This window comes from Deltaproteobacteria bacterium (genome assembly GCA_016219225.1).
Classification (GTDB): domain Bacteria; phylum Desulfobacterota; class RBG-13-43-22; order RBG-13-43-22; family RBG-13-43-22; genus RBG-13-43-22.
The window spans coordinates 1-16,184 of record JACRBX010000052.1; the positions used below are offsets into that span (position 1 = coordinate 1).

The window sequence follows — 16,184 nt, forward strand, 5'->3', positions numbered from 1 at the left end:
AAAAGCCTCTAGTTGATTAACAGACACCTCTGTTGTTACTGTAGATGAAAAGATACTCATAATCATTATCTCCTTATAAAGGTCCTTCTATCTTCCTCTTGAGAAGGAGCATCGTAGCCGTCTTATTTAAATGACCAACGGTCATTTATGAAAGAAAAAAATTTTACCCCCGGCTTGTCGCCTTCATGCCCTTGATGAGCAGTGCCATCATTTCCGACAGCTTTTCTTCAAAATTCAATTGGAACACCTCCATTCTTTCATCCTCGATGACCTGTTTGACCGTGGGTGCGGGCTGGGACATCTGGATGAGCCCGATAAGCAATACCTGAAAATAGAGCAGCAACCGTGCCCCGTCATTCTTTCGGAGAAAAGGAAGGCACTGTTCGATCAAACGACCGGTGGTAACTATTTCATTCAGCAAACAGCGCTTGAAATCCAGCGCGGTCTGATAGTCTATGTTCCGCTCCAGAATTACGTGAAGAATAGGCGTCAGCCGGATTAGCGCCGGATTGTCCTTTAAGGAATCCATAATGGTGTCCACAAATTCTTGAATGTTAATCCCCTGTTTTTGCCGGGATAATCTCTGTAATCGCTCATTGATGGCTCTAAACCAGGATTGATATCCTTTGATCTGCAATTGCAGAAACAGTTCTTCTTTCGTCTTGAAATATAAAAAAATCGTCCCCTTGGCCAGACCGGCCTTACGGGCAATGCTGGCGATGCTGATGTCGTGATAATCATCTCTTACTAAAAGTTCACCGGCAGCGTTCAGAATGGTTTCCCGTCTTTCCTGCTTTTCATCATGACTGGTCGCTCGCTGCTTAATGGCCCTGACCCTCTTTCCTTAGACTTTCGCATTAGATTAAATGACCGTGGGTCATTTGTCAATGGTTTTTTGGGGTCTCGGTGGGACCTCTCCTTTATTTTCCTTTGGACCTTGTGCCTTTCCCTCCTTGCACCCTGAACCCTGCGACCGCCCTTTTTTTCTTGACTTACCATTTTTCCAATTATATACCTACCGTTACACTCTAAATTTTCGGCTTTCCGTTATGAGTTTTAAAGGTTAACTTTCTATTTTTCGCCGAACGACGAACACCGAACGATTGAAGGTTTTATCCAAATTCCTTAGGATAAGGAGGCAATATGATTTCTCTCAAGGTGAATGGTAAAAAGTACAAGGTGGACGTCCCCAAGGACACGACCCTGCTCTGGGTCCTTCGAGACCATCTTAATCTCATGGGGACCAAATACGGTTGCGGGATCGGAGAGTGCGGGACCTGCACGGTTCATGTGAACGGCAAGGCGGAGAGGTCCTGCTCGATCTTAGTGGGGGATGTCCAGGGCAAGGCCATAACGACCATCGAAGGCCTTCCCCAAAACCATCCGGTTAAGCAAGCCTGGATCCAGGAACAGGTCGTCCAGTGCGGGTATTGCCAGCCGGGAATTATCATGCAGGTAGCCGCTCTCCTGGATTCGGAAAAAACCCCCACCCCTGAAAAAATCATCACCCGGATGGATGATGTGATCTGCCGCTGCGGGTCCTATCCGCGTATCAAGAAGGGAATCAAAACCGCCGTTGAGATCAAAAGAAAGGAGGGCCGGAAATCATGAAACCATCCCTAACCCGTCGTCAATTCTTGAAGGGCTCTTTAACGGTCACCGGATTGACCATCGCGGTTTCTGTCGGCCCTTGGGGGACCCGATTGCTCAATGCTTCCCAATCCAAGGAAGCGCTGAAGGGGTTCAAACCTAACGTCTGGTATGAGATCACCCCTGACAATCTCGTTACGACTTTTATCGGTAACTCCGAAATGGGCCAGGGGACCCACACCGGCCTTTCCATGATCCTGGCTGATGAGCTGGAGGCCGATTGGAAACAGGTTCGGGTCAAGCAGGGTCCGGCGGCTAAAGCATATTTCAGCCCCTTCATGCATCTGCAGATCACTGTGGGAAGCGCCAGTGTGAGGGGATTCTATGAGCCTTTGCGCCAGGCCGGTGCGGCCGGACGGGCCATGATGCTGATGGCTGCTGCCTCAAAATGGAAGGTCCCGGAGAAGGAGTGTCAGGCCATCCAGGGAATGGTCAAGCACAAGAAGAGCGGCCGAAGCCTCACCTATGGACAACTCTGTCTGGAAGCGGCCAAGCTGCAGGTCCCCAAAGATCCACCGCTCAAGAAGGAGACCGAGTTCCGTTATATCGGGCAGCCTGTGCCCCGGGTAGATATCCCTTCAAAGGTGAGCGGTAAGGCCGTCTTCGGCCTGGATGTGAATATGCCGGACCTGCACCTGGCCGTGCTGGCCCGTCCGCCGGCCTACGGGGCCAAGCCCCTTTCTTTTGACGAAAAAGCGGCCGAACAGGTCAAGGGAGTGGTCAAGGTCATTCCGACCCCCCACGGAATAGCCGTTTGCGCCAAGTCCCTCGATGCCGCCTGGAAGGGTCGGGATGCCCTGAAGGTCAAGTGGGACCAGGGGACCCATCCCCGACTGGATAATGATTTTATTGAAAAGACCCTTATGGAGGAACTTAATAAACCCGGGGCCAAGGTCGTTGAAAAGGGGGATCTCAAGAAGGCCTTGGAGGGGGCCGGGAAAAAGGTTCAGTCCACCTACTTTGTGCCCTATGTGGCCCATACCACTATGGAACCCATGAACTGCACCGCCCATGTGCGTCCGGATCAGTGCGATGTCTGGGTTCCTACCCAGAGCCAGACCGTGGCCCAGATCGTGGCTTCCCAGATCTCGGGATTGCCGCCGGAAAAGGTCAACATCCATACGACCCATATGGGCTGCGGGCTGGGAAGACGGGCCGCACCGGATTTCGTGGTCGAGGCGGTTATTGCTTCCAAGGTGATCGGGAAACCGGTCAAGGTAATGTGGACCAGGGAAGAGGACATCAAGTATGATCCCTTCCGGGCTGCTACATCTCAAAGGATCGAGGCCGGCCTGGACAACCAGGGCCAATTGATCGGCTGGTCCCACAAGGCCGTATGCTCTTCCCTTATGAAGGATATCGATCCCAAAGCGGTACAAAATGGGATTGACTTCATGAGCCTCTGGGGTCTGGTTGATTTCCCTGGCTCCCCGGATGGAAATAGAATCTTTTATGAGATCCCCAATTTCTATCTTGAATTCCTGATCTCGGAGCTGCCCGTCCCGGTCGCCCCCTGGCGCTCGGTTCAAAACGGCCCGAATGCCTTTGTGGTGGAATGCTTTATGGACGAGATGGCCCAGGCTGCCGGGAAAGATCCCCTGACCTTTCGTCTGGACCATTTAAAAGGAGACCAGCGTGCACAAAATGTCCTTAAGGTGGCGGCTGAAAAGGCCGGCTGGGGTAAGCCGTTAGCCAAGGGTCAGGGCCGGGGCATTGCCCAGCACCACTGCTTTGGGACCTATGTGGCCCAGGTGGCCGAGGTGGCGGTTAATGAAAAAACCGGGGCCTTAAAGGTCAATCGGGTGGTGGCCGCCGTGGACTGCGGCCTGGCAGTGAACCCGGATATTATCAAGGCCCAAATCGAAGGGGCGATTATTATAGGCCTTAGCACCGTGTTCAAGGAAGAGGTGCAGTTTGCCAACGGCGGGGTAAAATCCGCCAATTTCGACGACTATAGTGTCATCCGGATGAGCCAGGTCCCGGAGATCGAGGTCCATATCATCAAAAGCAAAGAAAAAGTCGGCGGGATCGGCGAACCGGGGGTGCCTCCCATTGCCCCGGCCGTGGTTAATGCCGTCTTTAACGCCACAGGGGCCCGCATCCGGCAAATCCCCCTGACCCCTGATCGTATCCTGGCAGCCATCAGGAAAAAATAAACGCCTCCCTCCGGGATCAATTCTTGGGCCTCCAGGGTCCAAAGAATTGATCCCGGCAAAATCCATCCATATAGTAATAAGTTTATGAACAGGACCCAGCCCATGGGTATTGGTTCACTGAAGTAATCCTTTTCTAAGGGCAATGGCAACCATCTGCGGTCGATTTACCGCCTCAAGTTTTTCCATGATATTATAAATATAGGAGTTGACCGTCCTCGGACTGATGCCCAGTATCAGAGAGATCTCCAAAGTACTTTTCCCCAATTCGACCCACTGCAATACTTCTTTTTCTCTGACGGATATACTGATATTCGGGGGATCCTTTATTTGGGATTGCCATGGTATTTCGGAAAGTTCTTTCAGGTGCGATGGTTCATCCCCCATAAAAATCTCTTTTCCGTGAAGAATGGGCTCCTTCATATCACTAATCTCCTTTTTTGGTTCGAAAATAGCATCCGTCTTCCAAGGAGCCTATTTTCATGTTTCGTGGTGCCATGCCCCAAAAGGCGGGGCATGGCGGTTTAATATCAATGAATTGGCGGTGTGGGCCCGATGAGTAAATTAAAATTCTTTTTGAATGCAAATCCAATACCACTTCAGGATAATATTTTGAAAAGAATGGAAAGCCGGACGCCAAAAAGGGTTAATTAATATTTTAATATTAATATCGAATAGTTATAAGGGTATAGTCTAATTGAAGGGGATTTTCAGGTAAAGGTGAGTATTATTAAATTTTCCATTATTGGATTAGATATGAAGATAGGTTCCCATCAATATGGGAATTAAGTCTAAAAAATTTTAAATCATGCACAATTTTTTGTGCAAATTTCAATTAATTTTGAGTTTCTTATCCTCTCATTTTTAAGACATCGAGGGGTTACAGTTCAGTCCCTGACAAAATAGCCATATTCTTTGGCATTGACATTGGTCCGCTTTTCATTTCCTATGGTTGAACTGGGTGTCGGGCCGTAATCATGGCCGGGCCAGACGATGGTATCGTCCGGGAGCTTCATCAGCCGGCGGATAGATGCCCCCAGGGTGGGGCGGTGTCCCCCTGGCAGATCGGTGCGGCCGCTGTCGCCCACAAAAAGAGTGTCGCCGGTAAAAAGCTGGCCTTCGGCATAGAGACAGAGACCGCCCGGTGTGTGGCCCGGGGTATGGAAAATCTGAAAGGTGATTTCCCCCACCTTAAAGGTTTTTTCGTCTTTCAACCGGATGTCTGCTTTGGGACTACCGGAAACAAGATCATCTTCCAGGGCATGCCGGACAATTTTTGCACCGGTCCGTTTTTTTAAGGCCTCGTTGCCGGTGGTGTGATCAAAGTGGTGATGGGTATTGAATATATATTTTATGTGCAGGTCTTCCTTCTGGGCCAGGGCAATGATATGATTTACGTCCCCGCCCGGATCAATAACCATGGCCTCCCCGGTTTTGGGACAGCCGATCAGGTAACTGAAAACATCATAAGAACCAACGGGTATTTGCCTGACGATCATGATTCCCTCCCTTTTTCATTAATATTTACGTTGAGGGTTCCGTCCCCTCTTCCGGTACCATGCCAATTCACGGTTGGCCATTATGAATTTAACGAGGATTTAGATAATTCCTCGGCATTTCTCATTTTCCCCCGGCTCAGGGAAGCGAAAATGCCCACAAAACAAAAGACCGTGAAAATCATAAAAGCCCATTTCATTCCTTTAAGAAAGGCCTGGTAATTGTCCGGTGAAATAGGAACAGGTCCGATGAGTACCGATAAAACCGAGGTAACAATGGCCATACTGATGATCATCCCCAACTGACGCATGGTGCCCACCGCTCCCGAAGCGAGCCCATAAAAGCGTCTTTCTACCGAACTCATGATGGCATTGGTATTGGGGGAGGAAAAGAGGGCGAAACCAAATCCGGTCAGGGCCAGATAAAAGACCACCCACCCTACCGCCAGGTTGTTGCTGATGGTCGAGAGAAGAACCAACCCGATGGTGGTCACTCCCATCCCGATGGAGGCTACAATCCGGGGTTCGATGCGATCCGATAATCTTCCGGCAAAAGGGGAAAAGACGGCCATCATAAAAGGTTGGGCGATCAGGATCAGGCCCGTGGATTGGGGGCTTAAGCCCTTCACCTGTTGAAAATAGAGGCTAAGCAGAAAGGTCATGGCAAAAGTGGCGCAATAATGGATCAGGGCGGCCAGGTTGGAAAAAGCGAAGGCTCGATTGGTGGTAAAGAGCTTTACTTGAAAGACCGGCAACCTGGTCCGAATCTCCCATCGGACAAAGATCACGATACCCATAAAACCCAGCAAGGAGATCCATAAACCCTTGATGGTCGGCAGTTTAGACAGGCCGTATATCAAGACCAGGATAGCCGCTCCATAGAGGATTGACCCGGTTAAATCAAAGGATTCTCCTTTGGCGTCGGCCCAATCCTCTTTTATTTTACTCATAAGGAGAAAGATAATAATGAACCCAAAAGGAAGATGGATCAGAAAAACACTTCTCCAAGTCAGATAATGGGTCAAAATCCCACCCAGGAAAGGGCCGAGGGTGAGACCCAAATAAACGGCCGCCACGTTGATCCCCAGAACCCTCCCTCTTTCCCGGGGGGGAAAGACCGAGGTCAGGATGGCGATTCCCGTGGCAAAGATCATGGAGCCGCCGAGCCCTTGAAAGATTCGGAACAGGATCAGCGCAGGACCGGAGAACGCCAGACCGGACAGAAGAGAGGCGATGGTAAAAATGAGAATCCCATAGGTGAAAATTTTTTTCCTTCCGTAGATATCAGCCAGTCTGCCGAAAGGTACCAGGACCATAACCGAGGCCAAAAGAAAGGAAGTGGCCACCCAACTCAACGTAATCGCATCCATATTAAATTCCCGGGCGATGTCCGGCAGGGCAATATTGATAGCCGACCCCATAAAGGGGGTCATAAAAGAGGTCAGGACAGCAATAATCAAGGCGGAATTTTGGACGGATTTTTGATCCATGGCAGATTCTGAATCGGCTGGCGAGTGTCCCGGCTTCTCTTCGTCAGGCCCCAATTTTATTATTTTTCCTGGTCATGAATTTATAATAATCCTTCTCAATCCCTTCGTCTTCCACTCCCCGTTTTTCTCTTGACCCTTTTGATATTTAATATTTATTCCAGCTAAAAGCAAGATCTTCCTCTTTTTATCAAGTTAATAAGGAAACTTACCAAGGATCTTTCTATAGGTTTTACTTTTAAGTTGCTTTTGCCATTATTTTATATAAAATTGAAACAAGTTTTGTTGAGGAATCAATAGATTAAGTAGTCTTTAACTTTCCAGGGTCTGGCAACATTTCGGGGAAACCCCGAATTACATTACCGGGAGGATACGAAGATAAGAAAATTTTTTTCAGTTCCTTTTTTGTGGGAGGTATGGGAAGCATGAAAAAATCATTGGACGAAATTACAAAAACCCTGCTGAAGAATAAAACAGGATTATTTGGAGAATACAAGATCAAGGAACTTGGCATTTTCGGGTCATGGGTGCGAGGGGAAGAGAAAAAGAAAAGTGATATTGATATCCTCGTGGAATTTGAAGAAATCCCGGACCTTCTCAAGTTTATCGAGCTGGAAAGGCGCCTACAAAGGCTTCTTGGCAAAAAGGTGGACGTAGTCCGGAAGGAAGCGATACGGCCGGTTATCAAAGAAGGCATACTCAGGGAGGTACGGTATATATGACCCGTAATTATCTTTTGTTTGTGGAGGATATCCTGGAAGCCATCGAAAGTATCGAAAAATTTATCGGGGAAATGGACTATGTCCGATTTTATAAGGATGATAAAACGAGAAGTGCCGTTGTCTGGAAAATAGAAAATATCGGGGAAGCAGCAAAAAACATACCCAAACAGGTCAGAGACAAATACAGGGGCTTGCCTTGGAGTGACCTGGCCAAAATCAGAGATAAAGTCCGCCACCATTATTTCGGGGTTGATTATGAAATTGTCTGGGAGGTCATCAGAAAGAGATTCCCGGCAATCAAAGCTGAGATCGAACGTATGATTAATGACCTTAAAAAAGGTGAACTGGATAAGGAAAAGATGGAATAGGTGAGGAGTGGTGTATTCCCCCCTTTCTTTGTGGCTGTTCATGACATGCTCAAGACCGTGGACAAGAAGCTACGCGGGTAGGTATTGGGAAGTGGTGGGGATGGGGGGGAGAGGGTCTGGGATGGAGGATCAGGCTAAGGATATTGGAAAATGATATGAGTTGGGAAAGAAAAAGAGGGGTGGCGGAAAACCGTGATATATTCAGGGAAGATTAGGTGCCTGGAAAGTTATGCACGTTCAGAAAGAACGTCCCCTTTTCCTCATTTGGATGATATCACTTACAAACCGGTTTCCCATGATCATGAGGCTTTTCTTAAAAAAGCCCTGAAACGGAAGGGATTCCGGGAAGCATACGAGGCACTGGAAGAGGGGTACCGTCTGGCTCGCGAGATGTTGACCGCCCGGACCCGGATGGGTTTGACCCAGGAAGAGGTGGCCGGTTTAATGGGAACGACCAAAAGCGCCATTTCACGGCTGGAGGCCTCGGGCAAGCATGCCCCTTCCCTGTCCACCCTAAAAAAATATGCCCAGGCTGTAGGGTGCCGTTTGGAAATCAAATTGGTCCCGAAATCCCGGCCGATTAAAAAAACAGGGGGTCCAGTTAAGAAGCAAGCGAAGCGGCTTGGCCGTGGTCTGATCCATGAAGCACTTTAAAAAGCCCCCACGCCCCGTACTCGACTGAACCCTTCCTATTTCTTCCTTGAAAGACCTTCTCTTTTTATCAAGTAAATAAGGAAACTTACCAAGGATCTTTCTGTTAGGTATTATTTTTAAGTTGCTTTTGCCATTATTTTATATATAGAATTAAGACAAGTTTTATTGAGGAATCAATAGATTAAGTAATCTTTAACTTTCCAGGGTCTGGCAACATTTCGGGGAACCTCCGAATTACTTTACCCTGGAGGATACGAAGAGGAAAAAGAATATCCGTAAAATACCAGGTACAGTTTTGTTCGAACTCAAGGCGATTACGCAAAAAGAAGTTGCCGTTGCCTTTGCGAAGGTCAAGGTTATTGGAAAATAATATGAGTTGGGGAAGAAAAAGAGGGGTGGCGGAGAACCGTGATATCGTCAGGGAAGATTAGATGCCTGGAAAGTTATGCACGTTCAGGATGTCCCCTCTCTTCGTTGGTTTTTGAAAAAGAAGTTGGTGTTTTTGTTTTGACGAAAGGAGAAAATCGAAATGGATTTTGATTTGACCGTCATTCCTGCCGGGAGAATTGAGCAGTCCATTTTGCAGATTCGCGGACTTCGCGTCATGGTTGATGCCGATTTGGCCATGCTTTATGGAGTGACAACAAAGGTCCTCAATCAGGCAGTAAAACGCAACAAGGACCGTTTCCCGGGAGATTTCATGTTTCAACTGACTCCAGAAGAAAAACTCAAGGTGGTCACAAATTGTGACCACCTTTCTCGACTTCGCTTTTCACCGGTCCTCCCTTATGCCTTTACCGATGTTATGGCTTAAATTGTTTGTCTAAGTTGTTTTGGCCAATCCAACCGGGGATGAGAAGGATCAGGAAAAATCAACGACAATCGGAAAAATGGGGGGAAGTTTTTTGATCCAATTTTGATACTAAGAGGTAAGAGCAGACCTTTTTCAGATGATGACATCCACCGAATTAGATAAACTCATCAGGATTGGTGAAGGATTCACCATTGAATTTAAAATGACCCCTTCCCATTTGGGACGAGAGATATGTGCCTTTGCCAATGCCTCCGGCGGCCGGATTTTGATCGGAGTAGATGACCAGGGTCATAAAATTGGTATTAAGAATCTTAATCGCACCAAGTCTGAAATTCAAAACATCGCCCGAAACATTGATCCTCCGGTCCTCTTGGATTTTGAAACTGTAACTGACATCTTAGTGGTCACCGTTCCAACCGGACCCAACAAACCCTATTCGGCCAATGGAATTTTTTACATCCGGGAAGCCTCCAATAGCCAACAGATGAAGCGGGATGAAATCCGGGAGTTCTTCTTTCGAGAAGGCCTGATTCGGTTTGACGAACAACCATGCCGGAACTTCGGTATGAGGCGGGATTTCGATTCTCGGAAATACCTCGATTTCGTCCAGACCGCCGCTATCCCTTCCGGTCTTAGAAAAGAAGATGTATTACGCAACTTGAAAGTCTTGACCGATCAGGGAATGACTAATGCCGGTGCTTTATTGTTCGGCAAAAAAGTCTCACAGTTTTTTCTGCAAGCTTCGCTTACCTGTGCCCTTTTTCAGGGGACTTCCAAGAGCAAGGTCCTCGATCACGCCATCTATCAAGGAAGCATAACCGAAAATTATCAGAGTGCCTTATCCTACTTGATGTCCCATTTAAATACGGAATATGTCATCAAGGGAGGGCCGCGAGAAGAAATTTTGGAACTACCGGAGGAAGCCCTACGGGAGGCCTTGTTGAACGCCCTGGCCCACCGGGATTACCGTTCCACCTCCGATATTCAGGTTCATATTTTTCGTGACCGGGTAGAAATCAGCAATCCCGGAGGACTGGTCTCCGGCCTTAAAATGAAAGACTTAGGCCGTGTGAGCCGCCCCCGCAATCTATTGCTTTTCTCTCTAATGGCCCGGATGGAACTGGTGGAGCATATCGGTTCCGGCATAAAAAGGATTCGGGACGCCATGGCCGCCTACGGTCTTGATTGCCCTCTTATTGAAGCCAACTCCGATTGGTTTGCCGTTACTTTTCAAAGGAAAGGCCCCCAGGAAGCCATTAAAAAACCATCCCCTGTTCGATCGAAAGCAGCACAAGGTGGAGGAGTAAATGGGGGTATAAGTGAGGGAGTAAGTGAGGGGATAAAGAATGTTCTGGAATTTATTCGGAGCACCCCGGGACTTAGGACGCCTCAAATTTCCGAGGCCTTGAATGTTCCAATAAAGACTTTAGAACGCTGGGTTAGAGCTCTGAAACAAAAAAATAAAATTGTTTACGAAGGGGGGCGCCGGTCTGGGGGATACCGGGCATTAACAACCCGAGATGAGGGTATAAGTGAGGGTATAAGTGGGGGAGTAAATGAGGGATTAAAGGTCTTGCTGAAGTTTATACAAGAAACCCCAGGTCTTCCGGCGCCTGAAATTTCTAAGGCTTTGAAAGTGCCTCTTAAGACATTGGAACGCTGGCTTCAGCGCTTAAAGTCCGAAAACGAAATTGTGTTTAGGGGTAGTCGTAAATTTGGAGGTTACTGGATTAAACAATAAAGGGGCGATCTTGGGTTTTGAATCGGCAGATGGTGGAAAAGGCAAATTTGAGGTTGTTAATCGCTTGGCTATTGATGAATTGGAGGCCTGGTTTTTCGGGGACCCGGAGGCCCTGGTTAAAGCCTATCCACGTGTACCTTCATCCATCGGCAATAAAGCCAAAATACCGAAATCCGGATACCATTGCAGGAGGAACCTGGGAGGCCTGGAACGGGTTTTAAAGAGGGCCGGTTATTATTCCAGTGGGATGTCTGGGATGCCCAAGGTGGAAACGGCCAGAACAATTTCAAAATACATGATCCCCGAACGGAATCGTTCAAAAAGTTCCCAGATTTTCCGGGAAGCTTTGCAGGAATTGTCCTCATGAATGAAATATGAGAGTCCGGATGTCGAGGAAGATACCCAAGGCTGTTCATGACATGCTCAAAACTGTGGGCAAGAAAGCTACGCAGGCGGGCATTGGGAAGTGGTGGGGATGGGGAGAGGGCCAGAGGTGGAGGATCAGGCCAAGGATATTGGAAAATGATATGAGTTGGGAAAGAAAAAGAGGGGTGGCGGAAAACCGTGATATATTCAGGGAAGATTAAATGCCTGGAAAGTTATGCACGTTCAGAAAGAATGTCCCCTCTTCCGTCCCTCCCGGACAAGCCCTGCAGCAGCAAGCAGAAATACTTCCTCACAACTCCGATGGGGAATGCAGTGCTTGCCTTGCTCGCGAAGAAAAAGGGCCGGGGATGAGCGGATTTGGCAACCCCTCCGGAAGAACCGAAGCTACTCTCAACATCAAGGGCATCAAAAACGGCAGACCAACCTCCTCAAACGTATCGGTCCGGCCAAAGGTGGGTATTGGGAAGTGCTGGGGATGAGGGAAGGATGAGCAGTTGGAGGATTAGTCGAAGGATGGGGTAAATAGGAAAGTGAGGGTTTGGACCGATGTTCATATCGCGTATAGTGATCAGGAATTTCAGAAATTTTGAACTATTGAACGTACCCATCAGTCCGGGGGCCACTTGCCTGATTGGGGAGAATAACACAGGGAAAAGTAATCTTCTTTTCGCATTAAGATTGGCTATCGATGCCAACCTTTCATCAACTTATCGCCTCTTATCTGAAGAAGACATCCATTCTGGAATTTCGATTGCGCAGGGCAATCAAGTTGTGATTTCTATCGAATTCAGTGATTATTTTGGAAAGGTAAGCGAAACCGCTCTGGTAGGTTGCTGGGAGGTAGATGACGAAAATCATATTGCTCGGATCAGTTATCGTTTCCGACCAAGGCAGTCAGTTAGAGAAGCGATAGAAAACGGAGAGCTTGAAGACGGAAGTTTGACAATTGAAGATTACCACTGGGAACTGACCGGTGGGGGTGCGAGCGATCCTGCGACGGTTGGATGGTCGGAAGATCTGGGACCATCCGTTCGTTTTTCAGATCTGCAGCAATTTGCTGTTGTTTTTCTCCATGCGTTAAGGGACGTCAACCAGGATTTGAGACAAAGTCGCCAGTCACCCTTAGCTAAATTAATCGATGCAAGTGACATCCCCGAGGCCGAAAAGAATGAGTTGGTTGATATTCTGCAACATGCCAATACTGAGATCTCCCAAAGGCAGACTATTCATGAAACTGGTGAAGCAATCAACGAAGCATTTCATAGGACGGCTGGTGAAGCCTTTGACATAGGAGTTCGTTTAGGAGTGGCACCTCCATCTTTCATGTCCATATCACGGTCATTAACTGTGCTGTTGAGCGATTGCGCCTTAACTGATTTTGAAACATATCGGAATGGGCTGGGGTTAAACAATATACTTTACATCAGTATGCTTCTTGAAAGTTTTGAAAGGAGATTTAAATCGGGAAAGACGGCTGGTCAAATCCTATTGATCGAAGAACCCGAGGCGCACTTACACCCGCAACTACAGCGTGTTCTTTATGAAATCCTTAAGAATAAGCCTTTTCAGACCATACTTTCGTCCCATAGTACCCATATAACGTCTGCTGCTAACCTTGACTCAATAGTTTTGCTTACCAATAATGGCCAGCCCAGAACAACTGGTACTACTCCAGGTGTTGATGATGTTTTGTCCCAGCCAGAGATTGCTGATATGGAGAGGTATCTTGACGCAACTCGTTCTACAATGCTCTATGCCCGAAAAGTAATCCTCGTTGAAGGGCCTGCTGAGCTTTTTGTTATACCCCCATTGGTGAAAAAGATAATGGGCATAGACTTGGAACGATACGGGGTCTCTGTAATACCTATTTACGGGACCCATTTTCATGTATATGCGAAAATGTTTAATGAATTGGCGCTGCCAAAAAAATGCGTCATTATTGCCGATGGCGATTTAATACCCAGTGACGCTCAACGTGAGGAAGGCGATGAAGACGATTTGGCCGAAGTGCCAGATCTTGACCAGCTAAAAAGCGAATTTGTCGGGATATTTCGGTGCAAGACGACTTTCGAGCGTGCCCTTACAATTCCAGGTCTTCTAATTTGTCTTTCAGCCGCCACTACCGAATGCGGTGCTTCTAAGGTATCAAAAATATTGAAAAACGCAGACCAGTTGATTAAAACAGGAAAACTTAATTCATATGAACAAAAGGAATTGATTTCAAGCCTCAGAGACCCAATTCTTTCCACTGCAAAACGAATCGGAAAAGCACGATTTGCACAAATATTATCAAAGCATATCGGCGGCGCCGAAGCAATTCCAAAATATATTAAGGATGCGGTTAATTGGCTTGAACTATGAAGTTGAGCAAAGAGCAAAGAGACGCTGTCAAACATGAAGGGAATACTCTAATTGTTGCGTGCCCTGGAAGTGGGAAAACCCGGACACTTGTTGCAAAGTTACTATATTGTCTGGATGAGGTCAGAGGGACAAGCCGCAAGATCGCATGTCTCACATATACTAACGCTGCCGTTTATGAAATCGAGGATCGTCTTCGTGCATACGGAAAATGTGGAGATGAGGACTTTTGTGATATTTCTACGATTCATTCTTTTTGCCTCGTCAATATTCTTAATTATTTTTCCTGGCGTATACCAGAGTATGCCCAGGGCTTTTCTGTGGTAACTCCAGATAATGATACATTTCAACGAATTGCGACGGACGTGCTGGGAGAATATGGGATACCAGAAAATTTTCGCGAATATTTTGAACAGTTCAATCGAGAGTCAGATGGCACCCCTATTGTTACCCCCGAACTTAATGAAGATATCGCTCTTTCTTTTTGGGATAGGTTACAGGTACAGGGTCTCATTGACTTTCCGAATATAATCTATTATGCCTATCGCCTTCTATCAGAAAGGCCAAGCATTGCATATTCACTTGCCTGTAAATACGCATGGCTTTTGGTTGACGAGTTCCAAGATACGACTTCTCTTCAGATTGAAATAATTAGAGCGATTGCCAATTTCCGCCAAACTAAATATTTCATGGTTGGTGATCCGTATCAATCAATTTTCGGTTTTGCGGGAGCCCGTGTTGAACTTATGGAAACATTTGCACAAGAAATATCAGCAGAGTCCCGCTTTAAGCTGCATGCAAATTATCGGTCAAGCAGCAGAATTATCAAGCATGCAGAAAAATTGTGTCCCCGAACTCCTCGAATGTACAGTGTTGGCGAAACAGCAGGTGAAGATGTTGAGCCAATCTATGTCCATACCTCATCAGCTTTCGAGGCCATCACCGATTATTTTCTACCAGCCTTAGAGGATTTAGGAATCAACATTGGCAAGGCTGCAATTTTGGCGCCGTGGTGGATCAAGCTCCTACATCTCGGACGTAGTCTAAGAGACTATGGGATTCCCATTGTTGGACCCGGGGCTCGCCCCTATAAGAAGTCTCATCTCTTTGCAACTCTTGCAGAACAGGTTTGTGTGTATATTACCCACCCAATCCATAAGACCTTTCATCAGATCGAGAAAGAACTATTTCTCTTAGTTAATAACATGACAGGGAAGAGACCCTTCTCTGTTTTTTCCTATGAGGGAAATATTATTATCCGTAAACTTATCGACTTAGGAAGTTATGCATATAATTCCACCCTCAGTGCCGCTGAATGGCTTGCGGTATCGTCTGAAACTTTTGAAACCTGTCTTTGCGAGGCTGGACTAATACCCAGTTGTTCTCGTGGAGCTTTGATTGAATCCGCAAATGAAATCATTCAAGACATGATAAAGAATAAGGTTGATATAAAAAACTTGCAAGTTGAAGACTTGGGGCTTTTTGCGAGCACCGACAGGAATCTTCATTTGCTGACCATGCACAGAGCCAAAGGCAGGGAGTTCGATGCCGTGGCCATTATTGACCTGCATGATGGCCGGGTACCCGATTTTCGAGCAATAAGAGACAGTGATTTAAAGAAAATTGATGAGGCGAAGAGATTGCTTTATGTTTCCATAACAAGAGCGCGTCGTTTTTTGATGTACGTAACTGATGAGGAGCATTACAAAAATAGACCCAGCCGTTTTATATTGAAAGAATACCTTGATTTACCAAGGTGTGACACACTCTTATAAGTCGGCATTAAATTTTTTTTGAAAAAATAATGGAGGAGTAAAAGGCAAATGGCCAGGAAGAAAAAAACTGAAGGAACGTCGGGAAACGGAGTTCTGGATCTGAGGCATTTGGGGGTGACGAGGCTAAATATTCCTCCTGCGGGATTGACGGCTCGGGGTGAGATACTCAGAGAGAGAAAATTGAAATATGCCTATAATCCCCACCTTTCGCCGACTCTTCGGTTCGATGGAACGGGCAAGGCCGACAAAATAAGCGAGCTTATTGAAGAATCGGGCCGGAGGAAGCTTGAGCCGGAGGAATTGAAGGCACTTCGGGAGGCCATGGGCAACCATGAACCGTGGCTTGAATGGGCGGGTAAGCGCGAACAGCAGTGGTGCGTAGCCGATCCCGTGGCCCTCCATATTCATGAACGTCTTTCCACCCAGGCGATTTTGAAGGTAGCCAAGCGCGAGAATCCTCAGCGAGACCTCTTTCTCGACCCCGAGCAGGAATACCGGGAGGCCGTGCAGTTTTACAAATGGCCTATGGACTGGACCAATCGGTTCATTCTCGGCGATTCCCTTGCAGTCATGGCCTCT

General features: G+C 47.2%; 16 protein-coding genes and 1 pseudogene. 12 read left to right on the forward strand and 5 right to left on the reverse strand.

The window, feature by feature from the left end:
• Window positions 1-163 precede the first annotated feature (163 nt).
• On the reverse strand, window positions 164-637 hold the full coding sequence (locus tag HY879_04470) for a hypothetical protein (protein MBI5602590.1): 474 nt from the start codon (window positions 635-637) through the stop codon (window positions 164-166).
• Window positions 638-826, reverse strand: a pseudogene (locus HY879_04475) (helix-turn-helix transcriptional regulator). It abuts the gene before it with no gap.
• A 317-nt stretch (window positions 827-1,143) separates the two neighbouring features.
• On the opposite strand from HY879_04475, the gene HY879_04480 reads away from it, so the two are divergent.
• Both HY879_04480 and HY879_04485 read left to right on the forward strand, forming a co-directional pair.
• Window positions 1,144-1,611 (forward strand): (2Fe-2S)-binding protein, encoded by a 468-nt coding sequence (locus HY879_04480; protein ID MBI5602591.1) that lies wholly within the window; start codon window positions 1,144-1,146, stop codon window positions 1,609-1,611.
• Complete coding sequence (locus tag HY879_04485; protein MBI5602592.1) at window positions 1,608-3,806, forward strand: xanthine dehydrogenase family protein molybdopterin-binding subunit; 2,199 nt, start codon at window positions 1,608-1,610, stop codon at window positions 3,804-3,806. Before HY879_04480 ends, HY879_04485 begins: the two co-directional genes overlap by 4 nt.
• A gap of 114 nt (window positions 3,807-3,920) precedes the next feature.
• Here the strand turns inward: HY879_04485 and HY879_04490 are convergent, their stop codons facing one another.
• The 3 genes from HY879_04490 to HY879_04500 all read right to left on the reverse strand — a co-directional run bounded on the left by HY879_04490 (window position 3,921) and on the right by HY879_04500 (window position 6,789).
• Window positions 3,921-4,226 (reverse strand): helix-turn-helix transcriptional regulator, encoded by a 306-nt coding sequence (locus HY879_04490; protein MBI5602593.1) that lies wholly within the window; start codon window positions 4,224-4,226, stop codon window positions 3,921-3,923.
• Window positions 4,227-4,690: 464 nt separating this feature from the next.
• Entirely contained in the window at window positions 4,691-5,302 is a 612-nt protein-coding gene (locus HY879_04495) for an MBL fold metallo-hydrolase (protein MBI5602594.1), read from the reverse strand.
• Window positions 5,303-5,382: 80 nt separating this feature from the next.
• Window positions 5,383-6,789, reverse strand: a complete 1,407-nt coding sequence (locus HY879_04500) for an MFS transporter (GenBank protein ID MBI5602595.1) — start codon at window positions 6,787-6,789, stop codon at window positions 5,383-5,385.
• A gap of 422 nt (window positions 6,790-7,211) precedes the next feature.
• Between HY879_04500 and HY879_04505 the strand changes: the two genes are divergently transcribed.
• The 10 genes from HY879_04505 to HY879_04550 form a co-directional block, all read left to right on the forward strand.
• Window positions 7,212-7,508, forward strand: a complete 297-nt coding sequence (locus HY879_04505) for a nucleotidyltransferase family protein (protein ID MBI5602596.1) — start codon at window positions 7,212-7,214, stop codon at window positions 7,506-7,508.
• Complete coding sequence (locus HY879_04510; protein MBI5602597.1) at window positions 7,505-7,876, forward strand: DUF86 domain-containing protein; 372 nt, start codon at window positions 7,505-7,507, stop codon at window positions 7,874-7,876. The genes HY879_04505 and HY879_04510 overlap by 4 nt, the downstream gene beginning before the upstream one ends.
• A 264-nt stretch (window positions 7,877-8,140) precedes the next feature.
• Complete coding sequence (locus tag HY879_04515; protein MBI5602598.1) at window positions 8,141-8,530, forward strand: helix-turn-helix domain-containing protein; 390 nt, start codon at window positions 8,141-8,143, stop codon at window positions 8,528-8,530.
• 529 nt (window positions 8,531-9,059) lie between these two features.
• Entirely contained in the window at window positions 9,060-9,344 is a 285-nt protein-coding gene (locus HY879_04520) for an ORF6N domain-containing protein (GenBank protein ID MBI5602599.1), read from the forward strand.
• 136 nt (window positions 9,345-9,480) lie between these two features.
• Window positions 9,481-11,085 (forward strand): putative DNA binding domain-containing protein, encoded by a 1,605-nt coding sequence (locus HY879_04525; protein MBI5602600.1) that lies wholly within the window; start codon window positions 9,481-9,483, stop codon window positions 11,083-11,085.
• Window positions 11,086-11,095: 10 nt separating this feature from the next.
• Window positions 11,096-11,452 carry a DUF4276 family protein gene (locus tag HY879_04530; GenBank protein ID MBI5602601.1) on the forward strand — a complete coding sequence of 119 codons (357 nt, stop codon included), beginning with the start codon at window positions 11,096-11,098 and terminating at the stop codon, window positions 11,450-11,452.
• Between the two features lie 19 nt (window positions 11,453-11,471).
• The gene (locus HY879_04535; protein MBI5602602.1) at window positions 11,472-11,672 is read left to right on the forward strand and encodes a hypothetical protein; all 201 of its coding nucleotides are present in this window, start codon (window positions 11,472-11,474) and stop codon (window positions 11,670-11,672) included.
• Window positions 11,673-12,018: 346 nt separating this feature from the next.
• Window positions 12,019-13,833, forward strand: a complete 1,815-nt coding sequence (locus HY879_04540; GenBank protein ID MBI5602603.1) for an AAA family ATPase — start codon at window positions 12,019-12,021, stop codon at window positions 13,831-13,833.
• Between the two features lie 2 nt (window positions 13,834-13,835).
• Window positions 13,836-15,605 (forward strand): ATP-dependent helicase, encoded by a 1,770-nt coding sequence (locus tag HY879_04545; GenBank protein MBI5602604.1) that lies wholly within the window; start codon window positions 13,836-13,838, stop codon window positions 15,603-15,605.
• 48 nt (window positions 15,606-15,653) lie between these two features.
• Window positions 15,654-16,184 (forward strand): hypothetical protein (locus HY879_04550; protein MBI5602605.1); only part of this gene is annotated, 531 nt, incomplete at its 3' end.

Coding starts and splice junctions, on each gene's coding strand:
- HY879_04540 (MBI5602603.1), top strand. CDS start 12,019: ATGTTCATATCGCGTATAGTGATCAGGAATTTCAGAAATTTTGAACTA.
- HY879_04485 (MBI5602592.1), top strand. CDS start 1,608: ATGAAACCATCCCTAACCCGTCGTCAATTCTTGAAGGGCTCTTTAACG.
- HY879_04525 (MBI5602600.1), top strand. CDS start 9,481: ATGATGACATCCACCGAATTAGATAAACTCATCAGGATTGGTGAAGGA.
- HY879_04520 (MBI5602599.1), top strand. CDS start 9,060: ATGGATTTTGATTTGACCGTCATTCCTGCCGGGAGAATTGAGCAGTCC.
- HY879_04505 (MBI5602596.1), top strand. CDS start 7,212: ATGAAAAAATCATTGGACGAAATTACAAAAACCCTGCTGAAGAATAAA.
- HY879_04490 (MBI5602593.1), bottom strand. CDS start 4,226: ATGAAGGAGCCCATTCTTCACGGAAAAGAGATTTTTATGGGGGATGAA.
- HY879_04495 (MBI5602594.1), bottom strand. CDS start 5,302: ATGATCGTCAGGCAAATACCCGTTGGTTCTTATGATGTTTTCAGTTAC.
- HY879_04500 (MBI5602595.1), bottom strand. CDS start 6,789: ATGGATCAAAAATCCGTCCAAAATTCCGCCTTGATTATTGCTGTCCTG.
- HY879_04480 (MBI5602591.1), top strand. CDS start 1,144: ATGATTTCTCTCAAGGTGAATGGTAAAAAGTACAAGGTGGACGTCCCC.
- HY879_04510 (MBI5602597.1), top strand. CDS start 7,505: ATGACCCGTAATTATCTTTTGTTTGTGGAGGATATCCTGGAAGCCATC.
- HY879_04535 (MBI5602602.1), top strand. CDS start 11,472: ATGTCGAGGAAGATACCCAAGGCTGTTCATGACATGCTCAAAACTGTG.